Here is a 22,576-nt window from a genome sequence, read left to right on the forward strand (position 1 = left end):
CATATTATCGTTTATTGTATGGGGTGTCAAGTGTTTATCACATTATGATGGAACGGCTTCGCTTTGTTTGGAAACCTCTTCGTCCACGAGTGAACGGCGCAAAATTTTCCCAACTGCTGTTTTCGGCAATTCTTTGCGGAACTCATAGATGCGTGGAACTTTAAATGAAGCCAAGTGTTCTCGGCAATGCGCATTCAGTGCCTCTTCTGTAACAGTATAGCCTTCTTTCAGCACAATGTATGCTTTTACCGTTTCGCCGCGGTACGGATCCGGTATGCCTGCTACTACGCATTCCTGAATGGCTTCGTGTTCATACAGCACTTCTTCAATTTCACGTGGATAAATATTAAAGCCGCCTGCAATAATCATGTCTTTTTTGCGATCAACAATAAAGAAGTTGCCTTCTTCATCCATATATCCAAGATCTCCGGTCAACAACCAGCCATCAACGATTGTCGCCGCTGTTTCTTCAGGCTTGTTCCAATAGCCTTTCATAACTTGAGGACCTTGAATGGCGATTTCACCAATCTCTCCATTTGGAACCGGATCAGTAGTGCCGGTTTGGAAGATCTTGCAGTCAGTGTCCGGATATGGAAAACCGATTGAACCTTTTGTCCGTTTTTCCCAAACCAGATTCGAATGAGTAACCGGAGACGTTTCTGTTAATCCATAACCTTCGACTAACTTGCCGCCCGTCAGTTTTTCGAACTTTTCCTGGACTTCTGCAGGCAACGGAGCAGAACCGCTCAGGCATGCTTCAATTGAAGACAAATCGTATTTAGCGATGTCCGGATGATTCATCAATCCGATATACAAAGTAGGTGCTCCCGGGAAAAGCGTTGGTTTTTGTTTGTTGATGGTTTTTAATGCCGTTTCCGGATCGAATTTTGGCAGCAGCACCATTTTATTGCCGAGCATGACGGACAGAATAAGTACTGTTGTTAAGCCGTATACATGGAATAACGGAATAATGCCCATGATTGTCTCTTCGCCTTTTTTGCATTTATATAGCCAGCTGTCGCACATGGTCGCATTGGAAATAATGTTCTTGTGCGTTAGCATGACCCCTTTCGGAGAACCGGTAGTGCCTCCTGTATATTGCAGCAGCGCTAAATCTTCCTCGAAATCGAAAGGGGTTTCCACGACAAACGGCTGTGACGTTTTCATGATTTCAGTAAATAGATGGTTAACTCCCCTGTGCTCCACTTTGACGGTCATGCCGTACTGTTTTTTCTGGATAAATGGATATACCAGATTTTTCGGGAAAGCCAAGTAATCTTTAATGCCGGTAATGATGACATTTTCCAATTCCGTTTCCTTCATTACTTTGGATATTCTCGGGAACAGAATATCCAAACTGATAATGGCCCGTGCTCCTGAATCCTTCATTTGGTAAGCAATTTCCCGTTCTGTATAAAGAGGATTGGTCATGACGACAACGCCGCCAGCGTAAAGGATGCCATAAAAACTAATAACTGCCTGCGGACAATTGGGCAACATGATGGACACTCGGTCGCCTTTTTTAATCCCCAATTTTTGAAGATAATTCGCAAACTTCATAGAAGATTGATACAGTTCCTCGTACGAAAGCTCTTTCCCCATAAAATGAATGGCTACTTTTTGTGGATACTTTTCATAAGCTTTCGTTAAGTATTCCTGTACCGGCATACTCGGGTAGGTGAGCGTATGTGGAATCTCCGGTGGATAATGTGCGAGCCACGGCTTTTCAGTCATTCTTTTGACCTCCTATTTTTTATTAGAATCGTGCGAATATTCCTATTTTAATTATAAAGAATAATGATACCGCTTTCAAACTTTATTTGTATAAGTTTAAAAGATTGTTAGAATGGCCGCATTTAAACAAGTAAAAAGGCCAGCACAATGGCCGGCCGATTTTCTAAAACATAAACAAGAAGATAACTCCTATAATCAAAAAGATCGCACAAAAGACAAACAAAATTTTAATTAGATTTTCCACTCTATCCAACTCCTATTGAATACTGGCTCCAATGACAAACGACAAACCAACAGAAATGACCATCGAAATCAGGCCGACCGAACGGTTGTCTTGTTCGATTTCGTCATCCACTTTAAATTTGGGCGTCAGGAACTCAAACAGAATATAAGCGAAAATCAGCAAAGTAAAACCGAACAATCCCCAACCAATCATTTCGAACAAGGTATTATGCTGTTCGATGGAAAAGCGGAAAATATTGGTGACACCGAAAATTTTTCCGCCTGTTGCCATGGCTACTGATAAATTCCCTTTTTTGATTTGTTCCCAGTTGTTATATTTTGTCACCATTTCGAAAATTACCATCGAGACGATTAAACACAATACCACCACACTGAAATAGCCAGCTGACTCGACCAGCGGGTGCGTCCAAAATCCTGTTTCAGTCATTTCTTATACCCCTTTACGGAAACTTACTTGAGTTCGGCGACGGTAACGCCAGATCCGCCTTCGCCCGCTTCGCCAAACCGGTAGTTTTTCACTCGCGGATGCTTTTTCAAATATTGCTGGACGCCTTGGCGCAAAGCACCGGTCCCTTTTCCATGAATAATGGATACTTGGTGGTAATTTGATAATAACGCATCGTCCAAGTACTTTTCAACACGTGCCAATGCATCTTCATAACGTTCTCCGCGCAAATCAAGCTCCATCTTCACATGGCCGTCACGGTCTTTCAATGTTGCCATGGTTCGCGTTTGTTTTTCCTTTTCGGGCTTTGTGTAAGACAAATCGGTTTCTGGCAGCTTCATCTTCAAAATACCGATTTGGACGATCCATTCGTTCTTGGAAACTTTTTCAACCAAGGTCCCTTTTTGGCCAAAGGAAATCACTTTCACTTCGTCGTTCGCTTTTAACGGTTTGGCGGCGTTGTCTTTGGCGGCTTTTTTCAGGATGCGATTTTGAGGCATGGCATCTTCCAACCGCTTTTTCGCATCGATCAATTCATGCTCTTTTACCGACGAACTTTGGTTAAATTGCATTTTGCGAAGATCCGAAATGACGGCCTCTGCTTCTGTACGCGCCTGGTCGACGATTTTCCGAGCTTTTTCTTTTGCTTTTTCTTCCAAGCGTTCTTTTTGCTGCTCGTATTCTTCCAACTGTTTTGCCAGTTCTTTTTTCAACTGTTCTGACTCGGAAAGAACCTCTTTGGTGTGTTCCGCATCTTGTTCTGCTTCGCGCCGGCTTTTTTCGAGCGATGCAATCATCGAATCCACGGCTTTACTGTCGGTCCCCGTAAAGCTCTTGGCATGATTGATGATGTGGTCCGGCAAGCCAAGTCGCTTCGAAATTTCAAATGCGTTGCTTCGGCCAGGAACGCCAATCAGCAAGCGGTAAGTCGGACTTAATGTTTCTACATCAAACTCCACGCTGGCATTCGCCACGCCCGGACGGTTATAGCCGTATGCTTTTAGTTCAGGATAATGCGTTGTTGCAATGACACGCGCTCCTCTGCCATGAACTTCATCCAATAACGAAATAGCCAGAGCTGCGCCTTCCTGCGGATCGGTCCCTGCGCCCAATTCATCGAAAATCACAAGGGAGTTCTCATCAAATTTGGTGAGAATGTCGACAATATTGACCATATGGGATGAAAACGTACTCAAGCTTTGTTCGATTGACTGCTCGTCGCCGATATCAGCAAAAATTTGATCGAACACGGACAATTCCGAGCCATCGAGTGCAGGAACCGGCAAACCTGCTTGAGCCATCAAAGTCGTTAATCCGACGGTTTTTAACGTGACGGTTTTCCCGCCGGTATTGGGCCCCGTGATGACAATAGCGGTAATATCGCCGCCAAACTCAATATCGTTCGGCACTACTTCGTCTTTTGGAATCAACGGATGGCGAGCTTTCCGTAAGTTGATGTAGCCTTCTGTATTCATAGTAGGCTTTGTGCCTCTATGGGTAGCGCCGTATTTTGCTTTAGCCAAGATCAAGTCGATTTCCCCAAGCACTTCAACCAATAGAAACAGTTCATGGGCAACTTCTTGCACTTGCGCTGATAACATCAGCAAAATCCGATCGATTTCTTCTTTTTCCTTCATTTTCAAACGGCGAACTTCGTTGTTTGCCTGGACAACCGCATCCGGTTCGATGAACAGTGTTTGCCCCGATGAAGACTGATCATGGACAATGCCACCGTAATGGTTGCGGTATTCTTGTTTAACGGGAATGACAAACCGGTCATTGCGAATCGTCACAATCGAATCCGACAGCATTTTCGAAGCATTTTTGCCGCGCACTAAACTTTCCAGACGCTCACGGACACGGCTTTCCTGCGTACGCAACTGCTGGCGGATTGAACGAAGTTCCGAGCTTGCACTGTCCAAGACGCCGCCATTGTCATCGATGCAAATGTTGATGGCGTGTTCAAGAGCCGTCAAGATGGGCATAGATTGTTTTTTCTCCAGAAAATGCGGAATTTGAATAACCGCTTCTTCTTGAATGGTTTCAAAAAACTGGCGCAGGATGCGGCTCGCACGAATCGTGGAAGACACTTCCATTAACTCCATCGGGCTCAAGCTGCCGCCAATTTGCGCGCGTCGTGCATGCAGGCGAATGTCAAAAATGCCGCCCATTGGCACATTGTTTTTGACACGCAAAACTTGCGCCCCTTCGTCCATCTGCTCGAGGAGCCGATTGACTTCATTGATATCCGTAGATGGCAACAAGTTATCCACATGGGCTTTTCCGAGTGACGATGTACAATACCGTGCAACTTCATCGCGGATTTTATAAAATTCAAGTGTCCTTAATGCTCGTTCTGCGATCATTCAAGACCCTCCTAACGTTTCAGATAAATTAATAGTTCAACTCATATATTTTATTCTGTTCTATTCAAATATGCGGTCAATTTTTCAAACGACCATGTGTTGACCACTGTATCTTTTTTCAGCCATGCTTTTTGGGCATGCTTAATGCCGGTTTCCATGACTTCCAGGCCTTCAATGGCGTGGGCATCTGTATTGATTGCGACCGGTACTCCTTTTTCTTGTGCCATTACCAAGTATGGTACAGCAAGATCCAAACGGTACGGACTGGCATTCAATTCGACAATTTTGCCGTATTCTTTTGCCCAGTCCAAAATCTGCTCAACATCCGGATCATAGCCGTCGCGCTGTCCGACGATCCGTCCGGTCGGATGGGCAATCATGTGGACATATGGATTTTTCATTGCTGTTAAAATCCGGTCCATAATTTGCTCCTGCGGCTGCTGGAAGCTCGAATGGATGCTGGCAATAACAAAGTCCAGCTGTTTCAACAATTCGTCATCAAAATCAAGCGATGCGTCAGGCAAAATATCCATTTCGGTTCCGGAAAGCACGCTAATTTCCGGATACTGTTCATTCGTTTCTCGAATCAAGGCATGCTGTTCCCTTAAGCGCTCAGGCGTTAAGCCGTTTGCCACCTTCAAGTATTGCGAATGGTCGGTAATGATCATGTATTCATAAGATTTCGCTCTGCACGCTTCGATCATTTCCTTTAATGAATTGGCCCCATCCGACCAGGTCGTATGCATATGCAAATCACCTTTGATGTCTTCAAGCGTCACCAGCTCAGGCAATTCTTCCAACCGGTCAAGTTCACGGCCGTCTTCACGCACCGATGGCGGAATAAAAGGCAAGCCGAAATGCGCAAAAAACTCGGTTTCGGATTTGAAAGTCGTCACAGTGCCGTCTTCTTGCTCAACGCCATACTCGCTTATTTTCTTTTTCTGGGATTTGGCGAGCTGGCGCATTTTGACGTTATGATCCTTGGAGCCGGTAAAATGGTGCAGCGCTGTTACGAACTCTTCAGGTGCCACCAGACGGAAATCAACATCAATCGGCTCCAGCACATCTACGGTGACAGACACTTTGGTGTCTCCTGATGCAATGGTTTCCTGCACCGGCAATGCGGCAAGAAGCTGCTCTTTCACGCGTGCCGGCTGGGCAGTTGCAATAATAAAGTCCAAATCTTTGCTGGTTTCTTTGGTGCGCCGGAAGCTTCCCGCAACTGAAAACTCGGTAACTTCTGCAATCGTAATTAACACATCTTCAATAAACGCCACTGTTTCTTCTGTTTTCCAGATTGGCTGACGGTCCGGCTTGCTCTCAAAATCATTCAGCTCTTTCAAGATCTTTTCTTCAGATTTCGGTCCAAATCCTGGAAGCTTTTGAATTTCCTGATTCAGACATGCTGTTTTTAACGCTTCCATCGAATCGATGCCCAGTTCTTTATACAACTTGGCAATTTTTTTGCCGCCCATTCCCTGAAGCTTCATCATCGGAACAAGTCCTTTCGGCACTTCTTCCTGCAGCTCTTCCAGAACGGTCGACTTTCCATCATTGATCAGCTCAAGAATGACTTCCCCTGTGCCTTTGCCGATGCCTTTCAGTTTGGTGACGTCCTCAATTTCATCCAAGCTGCGCTGGTCTAATTCCAATGCCTGAGCTGCTTTGCGGAACGCCGATACTTTAAACGGGTTTTCCCCTTTGAGTTCCATATACAATGCAATTTTTTCAAGTGTTCTGATGATAATCTTCTTATTCACCAAAAGCCCTCCTCGTTTCGACTAAAAAAACTTCCCTCGTAAGAGAGAAGTTCCTACTACATATAAATATACCACCATTCTTTTACTTTCTCAGAGAAATAAGGCGTATGCTCAAGCATAGACTGAGCAATTCCGGAATTCTCCAACTGGTTCTGCACAGCGTCCACAGGAAGCAATGCAAACACATAGATGAAAATAAACAGCAGTATGTAAACTTCAACAAATCCTAAAATCGCACCAAGAATTTTGCTGAAAAAGCCAAGCACCGGCAAAAACTTCAAGAAATCGAACATCGATGCAATCAATTGCAAAGCAAACTTCACCACAAAGAAAATAAGGGCAAATGCCAACAATTGATAGAAAGTCTGATCCAAGTCCAGTTGGTCCACCACGAGCGTAAATTGGGAATTTTCATTGATAGCTGGGTAAGGAATCCACAGCACAAAGTATTCGGATAAAGGTTTATAGTATTTATAGGCCACGACCAGAGCAATAACAAACCCGACCATATGGATCAACTGGACAATAAAGCCTCTTTTGGCGCCCACAATGATGCCACCGATCAGTAAGATGATTAAAAGTATATCAAGCATTCACGTCAACCCTTCAGTTTTTTCAATTCATTTTCTAATTGTTCAACTTGCTCTTTCAGTTTAAGATAGTCATGTACCGCATTTGATGCAGTCAAAACGGCAAGCTTTGCCTGATCCAATGACGGATTCAACGCATTGATCTCGCGCATCTTGCTGTCGACAATCGATGCAACCAATCTCATGTGGCCGGAAGTTTCGGTACCGACCATTTTATAGGTGTTGCCATAGATGTCAACGACCGTGTGAATTTTATGTTGCTCTGACAATGCAATATCCCCCTTTAGAATTCTATAAACCATCATACCATGAACACAAGCCCATTGTGAATCAAGAAAGGTGACTCGCCCATATGTCGAATACTGTTCTGAAACTGCCGGAGGAAAGCTTGCTCCAGTTGATTTCCCATTACGATAAAAATAAGACCTCGTCCAAAAACCCGTATGCCCGCTTTACTGCTAAATTGACCGATACTGTGGTCACTGTATACACTTCCGGAAAAGTCATGTTCCAAGGAAATGGAGCCCTTCGGGAAGCCGCAAAATGGGGAGTTGCAGATTCAGCAGCTGACAAGATCGTCTCCACAAAAGGCGACACATTGCCGCCTGGATTTGCCCAACTTTCAGTTCTGGGGTCCGATGAAACCGGTACAGGAGATTTTTTTGGCCCCATCACTGTGGCTGCCTGCTTCGTACCTGCGGACAAAGTCGAACTCGCACGTGAACTTGGCGTCAAAGATTCGAAACAGCTGACCGACACCTGGATGCGCCAAGTGGCACCTGACTTGAAAAGAGCATTTGCCCACAAAGTGCTGACCTTAAAAAACGAAAAATACAATCGCGTTCAAGGACAAGGCTGGTCGCAAGGTAAAATCAAAGCATTTCTGCATAACCAGGCACTTAAATATGTTCTAAATGATATTGCTCCCGAAAAACCAGATGCCATCCTGATCGATCAGTTTGCCGAACGCGCCATCTACTACAAGCATATCAAAGAAGAACCCGAAATCATCCGGGAGAATGTCTTGTTCTCGACCAAAGCAGAAGGGCTCCACGTATCTGTCGCCTGTGCGTCGATCATCGCTCGCGTCGCTTTCCTGGATGAAATGGACCGTATGAGTACGGAAGCTGGGGTTGTATTGCCAAAAGGCGCTGGAAAGATCGTCGATGAAGCGGCTGCAAAGATTTTGCTGAAATATGGGGAAGAATACTTAAAAGGAATGACAAAAGTTCATTTTGCCAATACAAAAAAAGTGCAGGCGCTGGCAGAAAAGCGGCGTCGATAAAAAACAAAACCCATGAGAAAAAATTCTCATGGGTTTTCTATATCGTGTTTTAGCTTCTCAACTCAGCGCCGACTTCCGTCAAAGCTGCCAATACTTTTTCATGCACATTGATGACTTCTTCATCCGTCAATGTTTTTTCAGGATCAAAGTAAGTCAAGGAGAAGGCGACTGATTTTTTGCCTTCTTCCATTTTATCGCCTTCGTACAAGTCGAATACGCGGACATCTTTCAACAGTTTGCCGCCAGCGTTGCGGATAACCGTTTCAATCGTTCCTGCTTCAACATTTTTGGAAAGCACTAATGCTACGTCACGTGACATCGATGGGTAGCGCGGTACTGGCTTGTAGACGAGAGCTTCTGTCTCCAGATCTAACAGCGCCGCCAGGTTTAATTCCATAACGACTGTCGTTTTCAAGTCGCGTGCTTTTTGCTCCGATGGATGCAACTGGCCAATTACGCCGATGCGTTGGCCATCATGCATAATGAAGGCTGTTCTGCCTGGATGCAAATCGTCCATTTGGCCGCGCTCGAACGTCAACTGGACGCCAAGTTTCGTGCCAAGTGTTTCCACAATGCCTTTCAGCACGAAAAAGTCGACTGGCTTTTTCTCGCCTTGCCAGCTGTTGTCGAGCCATAAGCCGGTCATTGCCACCGCCAAATGTTCCTGCTCGTTCAATAGCTCGTCGTCACCTTTTAAGAAAACCGAACCGGTTTCATACAAAGCCACCGAATCCATTCTTCTCGCTGTGTTGTAGGTGACCGATTCCAAAAGATGGGGCAATAGGCTTTGGCGCAAGATGCTGCGCTCTTCGCTCATTGGCATCAGCAAACGCGTTGTTTCTGTTTCTTCCAAAGCAAACTGTTTCGCCGATTTCTCGGAAGTCAGGGAATACGTCGTTGCTTGAAGCAATCCAGCACCTTCCAAAAGCGAGCGGACAATGCGGCGTTTTGCCTGGTAAGGCGTCAAACCGCCGGGAGTCGTTTCTGCTTCCGGCAAAGTTGCAGGGATTTCATCATAGCCATACAGACGAGCGATCTCTTCAATGACGTCTTCAGGAATCTGGATGTCCTGTCGGCGTGTCGGCACAGAAATGACCAGTTGCCCGTTTGCTGCTTCGGTAGTGAATTTCAAGCGGTTCAGAATATCCCACATGTCTTCAAAAGAAATTTTCATCCCTAAGCGGCTATTAATGAAGTCTGGAGAAACTTTGACGATTTTTTCTTCTTTATTCAATTCGTCGAACATTACAGATCCAGCCAATACTTCCCCGCCAGCAAGCTCAGATAGCAATTGCGCTGCACGTTCTGCAGCCGGGATGACCCGGTTTGGATCCACACCTTTTTCATAGCGTGAACTTGCATCACTGCGAAGCCCGTGGTCTTTCGAAGTTTGGCGGACAGAACCGGATTCGAAATAAGCAGATTCAATCACAACAGTCGTTGTCGCTTCACTGACTTCCGAATTGGCACCGCCCATCACGCCGGCAATCGCCACTGGTTTATCGCCGTTGGTAATGACCAACTGGCGGCCGGACAGTTTGCGTTCAACATCGTCCAAAGTCGTAATCATTTCGCCTTCCTTGGCGTGGCGAACGGTAATATTGCCCGTTCCCAGCAAATCGTAATCAAAGGCGTGAAGCGGCTGGCCGTATTCCATCAAAATGTAGTTGGTTACATCGACCACGTTATTGTGTGGACGGACGCCTGCTGCCATCAAACGCTGCTGCAGCCACATTGGCGACTCCTGCACTTTGATGTTGCGGACAACTTTTGCTACATACAACGGGTTGGCTTCAGGTGCATCAATATTCAATGTCAGCATCGATGCTGCTGTATCAGTTGCTTCTGTGTAGCTGATTTCAGGCAATTTGACGTCTTCAGAAAGAATCGCACCGACTTCATAAGCGACTCCGATCATGCTCATCGCATCTGCACGGTTTGGCGTTAGGCCCAGTTCCAGAACGGTATCGTCCAAATCAAAGTTTGTCAGAACGTCAGAACCGGTTTCCGCATCTTCCGGCAATACATATATGCCTTCCGCATAAGCTTTTGGCACAAGTTTGCTTTCAATGCCCAATTCCTGTAGCGAGCAGATCATGCCGTTTGATTCTTCTCCGCGAAGCTTGGCTTTTTTGATTTTGATGTCACCAGGAAGCGTTGCTCCGGGACGTGCCACAATGACTTTTTGGCCGGCTGCAATGTTTGGAGCGCCGCAAATGATTTGCGTAGTTTCTTCGCCAACGTTGACTTGGCAGATGGACAACTTATCCGCTTCCGGATGTTTAACGCAAGATTCAACATAACCGACGACGATATTTGTCATGCCGTGTGAGCGGTCAATGACTGCGTCCACTTCGATGCCGGAACGCGTTATTTTTTCACCCAGTTCAGCGGGTGGCAATTGTTGTGTATTTACATAGTCTTTTAACCAGTTAATGGATACGAGCATGTGTTAGTTCCTCCTTAAAGTTCTGTACGTTGAAATTGGGATAAAAAGCGGACATCGTTCGTATAGAAATGACGGATATCTTCGACGCCGTATTTAAGCATAGCGATTCGTTCCGGCCCCATGCCGAAAGCGAATCCAGTCAGGCGTTTCGAATCGTAGCCGGCCATTTCAAGAACATTCGGATGCACCATTCCAGCACCCAAAATTTCAATCCAGCCTGTTTTCTTGCAAACGTTGCAGCCGCTGCCGCCACATTTAAAGCAAGAAATATCCATTTCGACAGAAGGCTCCGTGAATGGGAAAAAGCTTGGGCGAAGACGAATTTCGCGGTCGTCGCCGAACATTTTCTTGGCGAATACGGACAGCGTCCCTTTCAAGTCGCTCATGCGGATATCTTCTCCGATGACCAATCCTTCAATTTGCGTGAACTGATGCGAATGCGTCGCATCATCGCTGTCGCGGCGATACACTTTGCCCGGGCAGATGATTTTGATTGGTTCTCCGCCTTTTGCTTCCATCGTCCGTGCTTGAACCGGTGATGTATGCGTACGCAACAAAATATCTTCTGTTATATAGAAGGAATCCTGCATATCACGAGCTGGATGGCCTTTCGGCAAGTTCAATGCTTCAAAGTTATAATAATCTTTTTCCACTTCCGGACCTTCCGCAACTTGGTAGCCCATCGAGATAAACAAGTCTTCGATTTCTTCCACTACACGCGTTAACGGATGCGGGTTGCCCGTTTTAACGGGACGGCCCGGCAACGTGATGTCGATTGTTTCGCTTTGCAGCTTCAGGTTGATTGCTTCTTCTTCCAGAATGACCATGCGGCCTTCAAGCTCAGTTGTTACTTCTTCGCGCACCACATTGACCAAAGCGCCCATTTTTGGACGTTCTTCAGCCGGCAGTTTGCCCATGCCTTTCAATAAATCCGTAATCGGTCCTTTTTTGCCCAAATAAGCCACTCGCACGTCATTCAACTCTTTAACTGTTGATGCTGCGGAGATCTTATCCAGTGCCTGTGTTTTCAATTCCTGCAATTGTGCTTCCATTTTTTCTCCTCCTTAGACAGTAAAAAGCCCCGTCCCAGAAAAGGGACGAGGCATTATTCGCGGTACCACCCTAGTTATCGCCTTACAGCAATCACTCATTTACATAACGGCTCTTCACCGGCCTGTCTTTACAGCATTTCTGCTGGTCCCGTCAGGCAGCTCGCGGGGTGAACTTCTGAGGCGTTTACATATCCACACTTCCAGTCAAGGTGCAGAATCTCTGTGATGTAAGGGCGCAACGTACTTTTCCCGATCTTCGCTTTTACTTATTTACTTCCTTATTATACGAAAGTTCAAAGGTTTTATCAAACTTAGTTTTTTGGCACCAGGCTGTATAGCAAAATGCCTGTAGCCACTGCCACATTCAGCGATTCTGCGCTGCCGTATAGCGGCACCATCAAATTCTGGTCTGTTTGCTGCAGCAATACCGGATCGACGCCGCTGCCTTCGTTGCCGACAATCAGCGCAAACTGTTCGTGTGTCTCGGCTTCGTGAACTGGCGTCGAGTTTTGCAGCGCCGTTCCGAAGATTTGGATACCGCTTGCTTTCGCTTGTGCGGTCCAATCGATCAGTTCCCCTTTGACAACCGGAATCTGAAAATGCGACCCTTGCGCCGAACGGACGGTTTTCGGGTTGAACGGATCGGCGCAGCCTTTGCCCAAGATTACGGCATCAATGCCGCTCGCTGATGCTGTGCGGATCATCGTACCGATGTTGCCCGGATCTTGTACTGCATCGATCATCAGCAGCTTGGTCCAGGTCTGTTGTTCGTCATCCGTGAACTCAGGTTGTGCACAATGCGCGAAAATTCCTTGCGTGTGCTCGGTTTCCGAAATCTCCTTGGCAACTCCAGCTGTTACGGAATATTGAGGAACTCCGTCAACGTCCCAGTCTGCTGGAATCTCTACCCCTTCACGGATGATCAACGATTTAATAAGTTCTTTTTTCTTTAAAGCCTCTTCCGTCAAATGAAAGCCTTCCACCAGAAATTCCGCAAATTTGTCGCGCTCTTTCCGGGTCGTTCCAAGCTTTTTCCAATGCTTGACGAGTGAGTTTTGGTTTGATTCAATTCTTTTCATTGCAGGATCACGCCTTTATTTCAGAATAGTTCCAGTATAGCATACAGAAAAGCGGAAGCGCCCATCTAGCCCCGACAAGCGCTGGAAAGGCTGAAGCGACTCGAAGGGCTGGGCGCTGGAGTCTGGACACAGCTTAGATTTCCTTCGTGAAGAAATCAAAACCAAGTGCAGTCAAGACGCCAAATGCCACTGACCAAACCGCAATACTGATTGTCAGCCAAACGGTCGTGTTCTTTTTTGTGGCACCCAAAGTCATGCCAATAAATGCAGCGATATGTGTTCCGATCAAAATCGGGCCCAGCATCGCCAGTCCCGGCAAACCGTATTTGTTCCAGATCTGCTTGGCACGTTCGCTTTTTTTCGAAACCGTTTTGCCTTTTGCCTCCTGGCGTTTGTTGTACCAAAGTTGGAAGCGGTCAAAACCGACAATCAAGGCCAGCACCGTGAGCATGTTGCCGACAAAAGCGACCACCATCACCCATACCGGCGACAGTCCCCAAATTATGCCCAGTGGAATTACCAATGCGATTTCGAACCACGGGATGGCAGCTCCTAAAAAGATTAAAAAATATTCATAAATCATTCAATTTCCTCCTTGAGGTGTTTTCGGATTTCCAAGTAATAAATCACGTATTGGATTAAGGCGACCAGCAATATTCCCCACACGATAAACAAGCGCGGCAAAGGCGTTATCATCGCAAGCACTGCAAGCAGCGGCAAACTCCAAGACATAAACGTATAAACTTTTTGAGACGCTTTTCGGGTGATATAGGTCATCCCTTCATCCTGCTCCAAATATTCAAGCGGACGGATGGAGAAAGGCGAAACTTTTTGAGATGGATTTTTTTTGTTGTGGCGCAGCAATTGGGATACAAACGTTACCATCATCACAATATAAAGGATAACCGAACCAATCACAAAAAATCCGGCGACTGGTTCAAGTTCAATCATAATGCTTTGTTCGGTATCTGTGTTGATTATTTCAGTTGCCGGTGAACTAATGCCGTAGGCAAACATCCCCAAAACGACTATAAATCCCATCATCCACAACGGATACTGTGTGCGGAAATCATTTTTCATTGCCATCCTCCTCCAGCCAAAATAGTTCATTGACGTTTGTCTGCAGCGCCTTTGCCAACTTCAGCGACAAGGTAATCGAAGGGGAAAATTCCCCTTTTTCGATAAATGCGATTGTCTGGCGTGTGACGTCAACTTGCTTTCCCAGATCACTTTGCGTCAAGCCATAGCGAGCTCGCAGTTCTTTTACACGATTCCTGAGCATCCGCTTCACCCTTTCGTTTTGTGATGTTCGGTTTATATAACATAATGTACACTATAATTAACATTAGGTCAAGTATAGTGTACATGAATTTGTTTTTTTTGCAGAATATAAGTGTTTATTTGCAGTATTAGAGGAGTTGTTTGCAGCATCCGCGACTTTATTTGCGCAATACGCCAGTTTGTTTGCAGAACACATAAAAAAGCTTTTCACCCGAAGGCGAAAAGCTAGTATTTTTTAAGGTGGTACGTCCGGTTACGCAATGAACCCGTACTTTCCAGATCGAGGGTCGCTAGTAAACGGGAAGCGGCATAAGGAGAGTCCAGCTTGCACAATTGCCGAAGCTGCCGATTATTGAGTTGAGGATGAATCAACGAAAAGTATTCTTGGACGGTTTGTTGAAAAGCAAACGAATCCACCGTTTCACATTTTTCACACTTCCAACCTATTTTAGGTTTGCGTATCATACTAAGCATTTTACAGTTTATACAAAGAATTCCTGGTTGCAATTCATCGGGATTGATTAAGTACAGCTGACATAAAGGTTGTCGTTTATACGGAGTATGAAACTTCTGAAGGAGTTTCTCAATTTTTGTTAAATTGTGGTTGGCGATTTTTGGAGGAAAGCTCTGGAGTAGCGCAACAAGATGATCAATCAGTTGATATGTTTTGCATACATGATGGGTTGCGGGTTTGCTCATAAACTCACATTGCTTGGACGTAAAAACAACGATGCCTTCAATAGGCAATTCAATTTTATGTTGTTTGAAAAATTTTGTCAGGAAACGAATGTGTTTGTTCAATTGGCTCGTCGGATCTTCCATCACCGTTCGTACACCTTCGGAATCGGTTCTCCAGAATTCGCCTGTTGGATTATCGAAATGGAGCTGGCCGCTGATGTTTTTGGATTCAATGATAATGGCACCGCGTTGGGTCAGCAACAGTCCATCCATTTGCACTTTCCACTCGCCAAACGACAAGCAAATATTGCGCAGATACCGGTAGTTTTCTTCTGGATGAAATTCGACCAACTTCCGGGCAAGACGATTTTCTCCGCGTATCCCAGCAGCCTTTCTGTAAAGCTCGACTTGAAGAAATGGTCGTTTCGGATGATTTTCGGGCAACCGGTACAATAACCTTTCCAACGATTCTATTTCTGACAGCAAAACGATCTCTTTTTTGTTCATTAAGCACCTCCTTATCGAATGCTTAGAGTATAGCAATAAAGACTTCTCTTTTCTGTAATACATTTATTGGATTTTTATCGCTTTTCAAGTTCTTTGAGAACCAAAAAACCTAGAACGGATGCTTTTCGCCAGCGAAAAGCGAAAGTTCAAAGGCTTTTTTGCGCCATCCGACAATTTGATTGCGTGATATCCTATTTTATTTGCGGGATATCTCATTTTGTTTGCAGAATACCCGACTTTATTTGCATAATACACCGGTTTGTTTGCAGAACCGGATGCGACCACTAAAAAACCCTTTCGCAAAAAGCGAAAGGGTTCCAAAATTTATTCGAATGTAATGCGCGTAACTGTATCTCTGTCCAGCTTCTTAATCACTTCAATGATCAGCTTGACCGCGTTCTCGTAATCGTCGCGATGCAGAATGCCTGCATGTGAATGGATGTAGCGTGTCGCCACTCCGATAGCAAGGGCAGGTACGCCGTTTGCCGTCAAATGGATAGACCCCGCGTCCGTTCCACCGCCTGCAATTGTTTCGAATTGGTATGGGATGCCCGCTTCTTCAGCCGTATCCACAACCAACTCGCGCAAGCCGCGATGCGAAATCATGGATGCATCAAACAGCAGCAATTGCGGTCCGTCGCCCATTTTACTGTTCGACTCTTTGCTGGTAACTCCTGGTGTATCGCCGGCAATGCCCACGTCTACCGCAAAACCAATGTCCGGTTGAATTTGAGAAGTTGCCGTTTTGGCACCACGCAGCCCAACTTCTTCCTGTACGGTTCCGACTCCGTAAACAACGTTCGGATGGTCAACGCCTTTTAATCCTTTTAGGACATCAATCGCAATCGCACAGCCAATACGGTTGTCCCAGGCTTTTGCCATTAAGAGCTTTTCGTTGTTCATTACCGTGAATTCAAAATACGGCGTAACCATATCCCCTGGCGTAACGCCCCATTCTTTTGCTTCATCGCGTGATGAGGCACCGATATCGATAAACATGTCTTTGATTTCAACGGGTTTTTTGCGTGCTTCTGGTGACAGGATATGCGGCGGTTTTGAACCGATCACCCCGGTAATTTCCTTGCCGCTGCGTGTCGTAATTGTTACTCGCTGAGCAAGCATAACTTGCGACCACCAGCCGCCCACTGTTTGGAACTTCAAGAAGCCTTTGTCATCGATTTGGGAAATCATGAATCCGACTTCGTCCAAGTGGCCGGCTACCATAATCTTCGGTCCGTCAGCCAAACCTTCTTTTTTCGCAATCAAGCTCCCTAAGTTATCCGTTTCAACTGAATCGGCAAATGGTGCTATGTATTTTTTCATGACTTCGCGTGATTGGCGCTCGTTTCCTGGAATGCCGTTCGCATCTGTCAATTCTTTTAACATTAATTGAGTTTCATCCAAGTTTGTCATTATTTCGACCTCCTAAATAATTTAACTGCTCACTTAGTATAATAGAAGCTCGGATAATTATCAAAACATTCGTTTATCAATAACCGTTATTTTGGCGATCATAATTGGTTTTGTTTTTTTGAATGTAGGCTGTAAGTACTTCATCGTAGCTAAAGTCCAATGCTTTTGCCAGTCCTCCATAGCAACTCCAGATATTCATAAAGTTCGACATTGAATAATCCTCCAGAAATTCCTGGATGGCTTTTTGAGTCTGCAGGAACAACTCTGTTAAGTCTTTTTCACCGACAGGCTCCGGCCATATTTCCAATGTATTCAAATTCTTTTCAATCCCAAGCGACAACAGGAAATGGATCGAATCGACATACTCCTCCAGAATAACCGAACGCTCGGAGGGGCCTTTTGTGCTCCAAAATTTGAAACAGCGGGTTTCATTCGCAAGTTCTGCCAATTCAACTAATAAAGCCAGGCCTTTCCTGCGAAAAACATCCTCCTTGATTTCTTGGTTTGATTGGATAAAACGATCCAGTTCAGCCTGCATTTCAAACAGTTCCTGCAACTTCATAAAAATCTCTCCTTTTATTAGAATAAATCTTGAAACCAAACTACTTTTCACTCGTATAGTTATCAGTAGGACTATGTAAATTAGGAGGTAATTCAAATGGCTTTTCTTATACGCCTCATTGTACTGGCATTGATCATTTACTTGTTTTATCGATTGATCCGCTATATCGTAGATCCGAAACGAAAATTGGATGCCGCTCTTGAATCAGGAACTTATTATTTTCTTGATGATGTAAAAAATGTGCAGAAAAACTTTTTTATTGCGCTCCGCGGTGTGTTGTTTGAAGGAGAAAAATACTTGGGCACCACTAAAAATTCGTTCGAAGTCGTTTCCATTTTCGTCTGGGTGGAAAACCCCGACCAGTTGCAGGGATTCACAAAAGAAGATTTTCTCTTTCTCGAAAAAGAAATTTTGATGAACTATCCGGACGCCCGCATTAACTGGAAAAATCCAATAGAACGCTTAATGAAACAAGAAGAAAAAACTTAGAACTTAAACACCAAAGAATTTTTGATAGCTCCAAATGAGTATCGCAATATCAAGCATCGCCAACACCAGAAAACCGATGCGAAAATTGGTGTGTTTTGTTTTGTGGCGGAATGCCATCATGCCGAGATATGCACCAATGCCGCCGCCAACTATCGCTACCGTCCACAAGTTTTTTTCCGGAATTCGCTGGCCGCGGTGCTGGGCTTGATGTTTGTCGACTTTCATCATAACAAAGGCCATGACGGTCAACACTGTAAAATAGCCGAAAATAATCAAAAACATAGGTTTTTCCTCCATAAAAAAAGACTGACGAAAATTCGTCAGTCTTTTTATTTTTTCGCTAAACGCCTGAGCATTGCAGCTTTCTAGTTGTGTGAGGTCTATGGACTGCATTGGACAGGCGCTTACGCTTTTATTATCCAGCCTTCAATGACCTGCTCCTCGGGTCATAAGCTGCCCTTCCTGTGCGGCAAAAAGCGCCACTTCGGAAGTTCATCTTATGCCTGTCGGAGCAAAGCGGTCATTTACGCTTTTATTACTATCCAGCTTCAGCGCCTAGTCCGTCGGGTCTTAAGTCAGCCCATCTGTGCGGCAAAAGCGCCGCTTCGATGGTCCGCCTTAAGCCTATCGGGCCTAAACAGGCGCTTGCGCTTTTATTACTTAGTTGCTGCGTTTTTAGCCTGGTCAACCAATGCTGTGAATGCTGCTGCATCAGATACAGCGATTTCAGCTAGCATTTTGCGGTTGATGTCGATGCCTGCAACTTTCAATCCGTGCATAAGACGGCTGTATGAAATGTCGTTCATGCGAGCTGCTGCGTTGATACGTGTGATCCACAGTCTGCGGAAATCACGTTTTTTGTTGCGACGGTCACGGTAAGCATAGTTACCTGACTTCATTACCTGCTGGTTTGCTACTTTGAAAAGGATGTGCTTTGCACCATAATAACCTTTTGCTAATTTAATGACCTTTTTACGACGCTGGCGCGTCACTGTTCCACCTTTTACGCGTGGCATATCACATTACCTCCTGCTGAATATATAAAATTCGATTTTTGTTCTTGTTCAAACGCTAACGCCCAGATTCTTGGAAACACTAGCCAAAACGGCTATGTCGATCGAATCGCTGCGGACGCTTATAACTTTCTTACTTCATGTTATAAATTAATGATTTGATGCGCTTCAAGTCGCCTGAAGAAACAAGTTTCCCTTTGCGAAGTTTACGCTTTTGCTTAGTTGATTTGTTTGCAAATAAGTGGCTAGTGTGTGAGCTGTTGCGTCTTACTTTACCAGTACCCGTTTTTTTGAAACGTTTTGACGCACCGCTGTGGCTTTTCATTTTCGGCATTTCGAATTCCTCCTAAACAATGATCTCTTATTCTTTTTCGTTGACTGGTGCAAGCATCAAGAACATGCTGCGACCATCCATTTTAGGGCGCTGTTCAACCGTAGCAACTTCTTTGCACGCTTCTGCGAAACGTTCAAGAACTCGTTGTCCGATTTCTTTGTGCGTAATCGCACGGCCTTTAAAACGAATAGAAGCTTTCACTTTGTCGCCTTTTTCAAGGAACTTGATTGCATTGCGAAGTTTCGTGTTGAAATCGTGATCGTCAATGGAAGGGCTTAAGCGTACTTCTTTGACGATAATCACTTTCTGATTTTTACGGATTTCACGATCTTTCTTCTGTTGCTCAAACTTGAATTTACCGTGGTCCATGATACGAGCGACCGGCGGCTTAGCTTGAGGAGCCACAAGAACAAGATCCAGGTTGACACGCGCTGCAATTTCAAGTGCTTCGTTCCGTGTTTTGATGCCAAGTTGTTCACCGTTTTGATCAATAACTCGCAACTCACGTGCACGAATACCTTCATTTACATTAATGTCTTTGCTAATAGTAATCCACCTCCGGATAGTGTCGCGAATAGCTTAGATGTGTGAACCGGCCGAACCGGTTTACAGGGTTCCGATCAAAACAAAAGCGGATGGACCACAGAGGTCCACCCGCAAATATGACAACACGCTTCTTTCTGCGTGTAAAAGTCAATCGTGTATACCTGCCAACAATCGGTCGATCAGGTGAGAAGCGGGTGCTCCTGCTTGCACATATAAGTATTCTATAACCTTATTCATAGTATCACGTGCCCTAAAGGCTGTCAACCGTTCTAGCGAAGTTCGCTGTGAACCAGTTTCACGAAGTCATCAAAAGGCATGCTTTCCGATTTTTGTTCGCCGTACTTCCGGACGTTGACAGAACCATCTTCCAATTCCTTATCGCCGATGACGAGCATGTATGGCACTTTTTGCATCTGTGCTTCACGAATCTTGTAACCGAGCTTTTCATCGCGTTCGTCAATATCCACACGGATCTTATGTGATTGCAGTTTTTCTTGCAGCTCTTTAGTGTAATCGCTGTGCGCATCAAGCGAGACCGGAATCAGTTCCACTTGAACTGGCGCAAGCCAAGTCGGGAACGCTCCTTTGTATTCTTCGATCAGGAAGGCCACAAAACGTTCCATTGTCGAAACCACTCCGCGGTGAATAACAACCGGGCGGTGCTGTTTGCCGTCTTCGCCGATATACGACAGGTCAAAACGCTCCGGCAAAAGGAAATCAAGTTGGACAGTCGACAAAGTTTCTTCTTTGCCTAGAGCTGTTTTCACTTGAACATCGACTTTCGGTCCGTAAAATGCAGCTTCGCCTTCTACTTCCACGTAATCGATTTCCAATTCATCCATCGCTTCTTTCAACATCGCCTGTGCACGGTTCCACATGGCGTCATCGTCAAAGTATTTTTCTTTATCCGCTGGGTCGCGGTAAGACAAACGGAATGAATAATCTTTGATGTCGAAATCCTTGTATACTTCAACTACCAAATTCACAACACGTTTGAACTCTTCTTTGATCTGGTCGGGACGGACAAAAATGTGGGCGTCATTCAACGTCATCCCGCGGACACGCTGCAGTCCGGATAAAGCACCTGACATTTCGTAGCGGTGCATCAATCCAAGCTCCGCAATGCGAATCGGCAGCTGGCGATACGAATGAATACCTTGTTTGAAAATCATCATATGGTGCGGGCAGTTCATCGGACGCAAAACCAATTCTTCGTTGTCCATTTTCATAACCGGGAACATGTCTTCTTGGTAATGATCCCAATGTCCGCTTGTTTTATACAATTCAACACTGCCCATTACTGGAGTGTAGACGTGGTCGTAGCCCAAACGTTCTTCTTTGTCGACGATGTAGCGTTCAATGATGCGGCGAATTGTTGCGCCTTTAGGCAGCCACATCGGCAAGCCTTGTCCAACTTTCTGGGAATTCATGAATAAATCCAGTTCTTTGCCGATTTTGCGGTGGTCGCGTTCTTTCGCTTCTTCCAGCATAGCCAGATGAGCTTTCAAATCTTCTTTATTGAAAAAGGCAGTTCCATAAATGCGCTGAAGCATTTTGTTGTCGCTGTTTCCTCTCCAATAGGCACCGGCCACACTTAGTAATTTAAATTCTTTTAATTTTCCAGTCGATGGGACATGGATGCCTCGGCATAGGTCAAAAAAGTCGCCCTGCTCATAAATCGACACCTGGTCATCTTCCGGAATCGCTTCAAGCAACTCTAATTTATACGGATCTTCGATTGCCGCAAAACGCTCTTGTGCTTCTGCACGTGTTACGTCTAAGCGAATGATCTCGACGTTTTCATTGATGATTTTCTTCATTTCTTTTTCAATCAGCGGCAAATCTTCTGAAGTAATCGAAGACTCTGTGTCGATATCGTAGTAAAAGCCGTTTTCGATAACCGGACCAACACCCAATTTGGCGTCTGGATACATCCGTTTGATTGCCTGCGCCAATAAGTGCGCAGTACTGTGACGCAATACTTCCAATGCTTCATCGGAATCTGGCGTGATGATGGCAATTTCCCCATCTTCTTTTAACGGTGCGCGCAAATCGACCAACTGGCCGCTCACTTTGCCGGCCAACGCTTTTTTGCGTAGCCCCGGGCTGATGGATTGTGCGATCTCTTCAGTAGTTGTACCCTGTTCGAACTCTTTTACCGCTCCATCAGGGAATTTTAGTTGAATCATGTCTGCCATGCCAATCTCTCCTTTTAGTTAAATCTGGTGAAAATACTTATGCCACAGGGTCTGGCTTGGCATTTCCTTTTTTTTGCGGCCGCTTCCGCTTTTCATTGTCCAGCTGAAGCGGCCAGGTTCTCGGGTCATAAGCCAACCCGACTATGTGGCAAAGAACGCCACATTGCCGGTCTGTCTTACGCCTGTCGGAGGTCCGCAGGATGCGGATCATGTAAGCGTTGCGACAGGAAGTCGCGCCTTTAGCTTACGTTCCTCTATATGGCCGCTTCCGCTTTTCTTTTTTCCCACACAAAAAAGCCCCATCCCAAAGGGACGAAGCTTTAGCTCGCGGTTCCACCCTTCTTCTATTCAAAACGGACATTCCGTTTTAAACGAAGCTCTGCATCGGCTAACGGGCCGGTTCCGTCAGCTGTTACTGAGGAGACTGTTCACAGCTGCTGCTCGAAGGGGGTAAGCGGGATTGCCGGTACTTAAGAAGCTTGCAGCCAAGGCTTCTCTCTCTAAAAGTCGTACAAATCCGCTCATGTCCTTGTCAAGGCATGTAAAATCTTG

General features: G+C 45.4%; 22 protein-coding genes and 2 other annotated features. Of the genes, 2 read left to right on the plus strand and 20 right to left on the minus strand.

Translation table 11 applies throughout. The features are described 5' to 3' along the window. Positions 1-42: 42 nt before the first annotated feature. The 6 genes from AC4EHK_RS10745 to zapA all read right to left on the minus strand — a co-directional run bounded on the left by AC4EHK_RS10745 (position 43) and on the right by zapA (position 7,407). Positions 43-1,734 carry an AMP-binding protein gene (locus AC4EHK_RS10745; protein ID WP_490978779.1) on the minus strand — a complete coding sequence of 564 codons (1,692 nt, stop codon included), beginning with the start codon at positions 1,732-1,734 and terminating at the stop codon, positions 43-45. A 256-nt stretch (positions 1,735-1,990) separates the two neighbouring features. Then, positions 1,991-2,404, minus strand: a complete 414-nt coding sequence (locus AC4EHK_RS10750; protein ID WP_490978780.1) for a DUF350 domain-containing protein — start codon at positions 2,402-2,404, stop codon at positions 1,991-1,993. A 23-nt stretch (positions 2,405-2,427) separates the two neighbouring features. Beyond that, positions 2,428-4,788 carry an endonuclease MutS2 gene (locus AC4EHK_RS10755; RefSeq protein ID WP_490978781.1) on the minus strand — a complete coding sequence of 787 codons (2,361 nt, stop codon included), beginning with the start codon at positions 4,786-4,788 and terminating at the stop codon, positions 2,428-2,430. A 50-nt stretch (positions 4,789-4,838) separates the two neighbouring features. Further along, on the minus strand, positions 4,839-6,548 hold the full coding sequence (gene polX, locus AC4EHK_RS10760) for a DNA polymerase/3'-5' exonuclease PolX (protein WP_490978782.1): 1,710 nt from the start codon (positions 6,546-6,548) through the stop codon (positions 4,839-4,841). Between the two features lie 56 nt (positions 6,549-6,604). After that, positions 6,605-7,141, minus strand: a complete 537-nt coding sequence (locus AC4EHK_RS10765) for a CvpA family protein (protein WP_490978783.1) — start codon at positions 7,139-7,141, stop codon at positions 6,605-6,607. Between the two features lie 5 nt (positions 7,142-7,146). Then, positions 7,147-7,407, minus strand: a complete 261-nt coding sequence (zapA, locus tag AC4EHK_RS10770) for a cell division protein ZapA (RefSeq protein ID WP_065537053.1) — start codon at positions 7,405-7,407, stop codon at positions 7,147-7,149. A gap of 83 nt (positions 7,408-7,490) precedes the next feature. Here zapA and rnhC point away from each other — a divergent pair, with 83 nt between their 5' ends. Then, the gene (gene rnhC / locus AC4EHK_RS10775; RefSeq protein ID WP_490978784.1) at positions 7,491-8,423 is read left to right on the plus strand and encodes a ribonuclease HIII; all 933 of its coding nucleotides are present in this window, start codon (positions 7,491-7,493) and stop codon (positions 8,421-8,423) included. A gap of 49 nt (positions 8,424-8,472) precedes the next feature. Here rnhC and pheT read toward each other — a convergent pair whose 3' ends face one another. The 9 genes from pheT to AC4EHK_RS10820 form a co-directional block, all read right to left on the minus strand. Further along, positions 8,473-10,872, minus strand: coding sequence for a phenylalanine--tRNA ligase subunit beta (gene pheT / locus AC4EHK_RS10780; RefSeq protein ID WP_490978785.1), 2,400 nt, complete (start codon positions 10,870-10,872; stop codon positions 8,473-8,475). A gap of 14 nt (positions 10,873-10,886) precedes the next feature. Next, positions 10,887-11,924: a phenylalanine--tRNA ligase subunit alpha gene (pheS, locus tag AC4EHK_RS10785; protein ID WP_490978786.1), complete on the minus strand. Its 1,038-nt coding sequence runs from the start codon at positions 11,922-11,924 to the stop codon at positions 10,887-10,889. 38 nt (positions 11,925-11,962) lie between these two features. Continuing rightward, positions 11,963-12,190: a binding site (T-box leader), on the minus strand. Between the two features lie 45 nt (positions 12,191-12,235). Then, complete coding sequence (locus tag AC4EHK_RS10790) at positions 12,236-13,003, minus strand: TrmH family RNA methyltransferase (RefSeq protein ID WP_490978787.1); 768 nt, start codon at positions 13,001-13,003, stop codon at positions 12,236-12,238. 133 nt (positions 13,004-13,136) lie between these two features. Next, positions 13,137-13,586, minus strand: a complete 450-nt coding sequence (locus AC4EHK_RS10795; RefSeq protein ID WP_490978788.1) for a small multi-drug export protein — start codon at positions 13,584-13,586, stop codon at positions 13,137-13,139. Beyond that, on the minus strand, positions 13,583-14,083 hold the full coding sequence (locus AC4EHK_RS10800) for a hypothetical protein (protein WP_490978789.1): 501 nt from the start codon (positions 14,081-14,083) through the stop codon (positions 13,583-13,585). The genes AC4EHK_RS10795 and AC4EHK_RS10800 overlap by 4 nt, the downstream gene beginning before the upstream one ends. Then, positions 14,073-14,285, minus strand: coding sequence for a helix-turn-helix transcriptional regulator (locus AC4EHK_RS10805; protein ID WP_490978790.1), 213 nt, complete (start codon positions 14,283-14,285; stop codon positions 14,073-14,075). Before AC4EHK_RS10805 ends, AC4EHK_RS10800 begins: the two co-directional genes overlap by 11 nt. A 224-nt stretch (positions 14,286-14,509) precedes the next feature. Continuing rightward, positions 14,510-15,469, minus strand: a complete 960-nt coding sequence (locus tag AC4EHK_RS10810) for a nuclease-related domain-containing protein (protein WP_490978791.1) — start codon at positions 15,467-15,469, stop codon at positions 14,510-14,512. 324 nt (positions 15,470-15,793) lie between these two features. Next, positions 15,794-16,882, minus strand: coding sequence for a M42 family metallopeptidase (locus tag AC4EHK_RS10815; RefSeq protein WP_490978792.1), 1,089 nt, complete (start codon positions 16,880-16,882; stop codon positions 15,794-15,796). 76 nt (positions 16,883-16,958) lie between these two features. After that, the gene (locus AC4EHK_RS10820; protein WP_490978793.1) at positions 16,959-17,444 is read right to left on the minus strand and encodes a dUTP diphosphatase; all 486 of its coding nucleotides are present in this window, start codon (positions 17,442-17,444) and stop codon (positions 16,959-16,961) included. A 96-nt stretch (positions 17,445-17,540) separates the two neighbouring features. Here AC4EHK_RS10820 and AC4EHK_RS10825 point away from each other — a divergent pair, with 96 nt between their 5' ends. Then, complete coding sequence (locus AC4EHK_RS10825; RefSeq protein WP_490978794.1) at positions 17,541-17,933, plus strand: sigma-w pathway protein ysdB; 393 nt, start codon at positions 17,541-17,543, stop codon at positions 17,931-17,933. Positions 17,934-17,936: 3 nt separating this feature from the next. On the opposite strand, the gene AC4EHK_RS10830 is transcribed toward AC4EHK_RS10825, so the two are convergent. The 5 genes from AC4EHK_RS10830 to thrS all read right to left on the minus strand — a co-directional run bounded on the left by AC4EHK_RS10830 (position 17,937) and on the right by thrS (position 22,024). Beyond that, on the minus strand, positions 17,937-18,215 hold the full coding sequence (locus AC4EHK_RS10830) for a DUF1294 domain-containing protein (RefSeq protein ID WP_490978795.1): 279 nt from the start codon (positions 18,213-18,215) through the stop codon (positions 17,937-17,939). 374 nt (positions 18,216-18,589) lie between these two features. Further along, entirely contained in the window at positions 18,590-18,949 is a 360-nt protein-coding gene (rplT, locus tag AC4EHK_RS10835) for a 50S ribosomal protein L20 (RefSeq protein WP_490978796.1), read from the minus strand. 130 nt (positions 18,950-19,079) lie between these two features. Next, positions 19,080-19,280, minus strand: coding sequence for a 50S ribosomal protein L35 (rpmI, locus tag AC4EHK_RS10840; RefSeq protein WP_006831131.1), 201 nt, complete (start codon positions 19,278-19,280; stop codon positions 19,080-19,082). 27 nt (positions 19,281-19,307) lie between these two features. After that, positions 19,308-19,814 (minus strand): translation initiation factor IF-3, encoded by a 507-nt coding sequence (gene infC / locus AC4EHK_RS10845; RefSeq protein WP_215098906.1) that lies wholly within the window; start codon positions 19,812-19,814, stop codon positions 19,308-19,310. A gap of 83 nt (positions 19,815-19,897) precedes the next feature. Continuing rightward, positions 19,898-20,038, minus strand: a sequence feature (ribosomal protein L20 leader region). 57 nt (positions 20,039-20,095) lie between these two features. After that, positions 20,096-22,024, minus strand: a complete 1,929-nt coding sequence (thrS, locus tag AC4EHK_RS10850; RefSeq protein ID WP_490978797.1) for a threonine--tRNA ligase — start codon at positions 22,022-22,024, stop codon at positions 20,096-20,098. Positions 22,025-22,576: the final 552 nt, after the last annotated feature.

The sequence above is a fragment of the Planococcus sp. TJ-307 genome (assembly GCF_058268435.1).

What these genes read in the sequence shown, in the direction of transcription:
- AC4EHK_RS10800 (WP_490978789.1), bottom strand. Translation starts at nt 14,083, where the DNA reads ATGAAAAATGATTTCCGCACACAGTATCCGTTGTGGATGATGGGATTT.
- AC4EHK_RS10795 (WP_490978788.1), bottom strand. Translation starts at nt 13,586, where the DNA reads ATGATTTATGAATATTTTTTAATCTTTTTAGGAGCTGCCATCCCGTGG.
- rnhC (WP_490978784.1), top strand. Translation starts at nt 7,491, where the DNA reads ATGTCGAATACTGTTCTGAAACTGCCGGAGGAAAGCTTGCTCCAGTTG.
- pheT (WP_490978785.1), bottom strand. Translation starts at nt 10,872, where the DNA reads ATGCTCGTATCCATTAACTGGTTAAAAGACTATGTAAATACACAACAA.
- rplT (WP_490978796.1), bottom strand. Translation starts at nt 18,949, where the DNA reads ATGCCACGCGTAAAAGGTGGAACAGTGACGCGCCAGCGTCGTAAAAAG.
- AC4EHK_RS10825 (WP_490978794.1), top strand. Translation starts at nt 17,541, where the DNA reads ATGGCTTTTCTTATACGCCTCATTGTACTGGCATTGATCATTTACTTG.
- AC4EHK_RS10805 (WP_490978790.1), bottom strand. Translation starts at nt 14,285, where the DNA reads ATGCTCAGGAATCGTGTAAAAGAACTGCGAGCTCGCTATGGCTTGACG.
- AC4EHK_RS10750 (WP_490978780.1), bottom strand. Translation starts at nt 2,404, where the DNA reads ATGACTGAAACAGGATTTTGGACGCACCCGCTGGTCGAGTCAGCTGGC.
- AC4EHK_RS10790 (WP_490978787.1), bottom strand. Translation starts at nt 13,003, where the DNA reads ATGAAAAGAATTGAATCAAACCAAAACTCACTCGTCAAGCATTGGAAA.
- AC4EHK_RS10745 (WP_490978779.1), bottom strand. Translation starts at nt 1,734, where the DNA reads ATGACTGAAAAGCCGTGGCTCGCACATTATCCACCGGAGATTCCACAT.
- AC4EHK_RS10810 (WP_490978791.1), bottom strand. Translation starts at nt 15,469, where the DNA reads ATGAACAAAAAAGAGATCGTTTTGCTGTCAGAAATAGAATCGTTGGAA.
- AC4EHK_RS10820 (WP_490978793.1), bottom strand. Translation starts at nt 17,444, where the DNA reads ATGAAGTTGCAGGAACTGTTTGAAATGCAGGCTGAACTGGATCGTTTT.
- pheS (WP_490978786.1), bottom strand. Translation starts at nt 11,924, where the DNA reads ATGGAAGCACAATTGCAGGAATTGAAAACACAGGCACTGGATAAGATC.
- AC4EHK_RS10755 (WP_490978781.1), bottom strand. Translation starts at nt 4,788, where the DNA reads ATGATCGCAGAACGAGCATTAAGGACACTTGAATTTTATAAAATCCGC.
- rpmI (WP_006831131.1), bottom strand. Translation starts at nt 19,280, where the DNA reads ATGCCGAAAATGAAAAGCCACAGCGGTGCGTCAAAACGTTTCAAAAAA.
- AC4EHK_RS10830 (WP_490978795.1), bottom strand. Translation starts at nt 18,215, where the DNA reads ATGTTTTTGATTATTTTCGGCTATTTTACAGTGTTGACCGTCATGGCC.
- AC4EHK_RS10815 (WP_490978792.1), bottom strand. Translation starts at nt 16,882, where the DNA reads ATGACAAACTTGGATGAAACTCAATTAATGTTAAAAGAATTGACAGAT.
- thrS (WP_490978797.1), bottom strand. Translation starts at nt 22,024, where the DNA reads ATGGCAGACATGATTCAACTAAAATTCCCTGATGGAGCGGTAAAAGAG.
- AC4EHK_RS10765 (WP_490978783.1), bottom strand. Translation starts at nt 7,141, where the DNA reads ATGCTTGATATACTTTTAATCATCTTACTGATCGGTGGCATCATTGTG.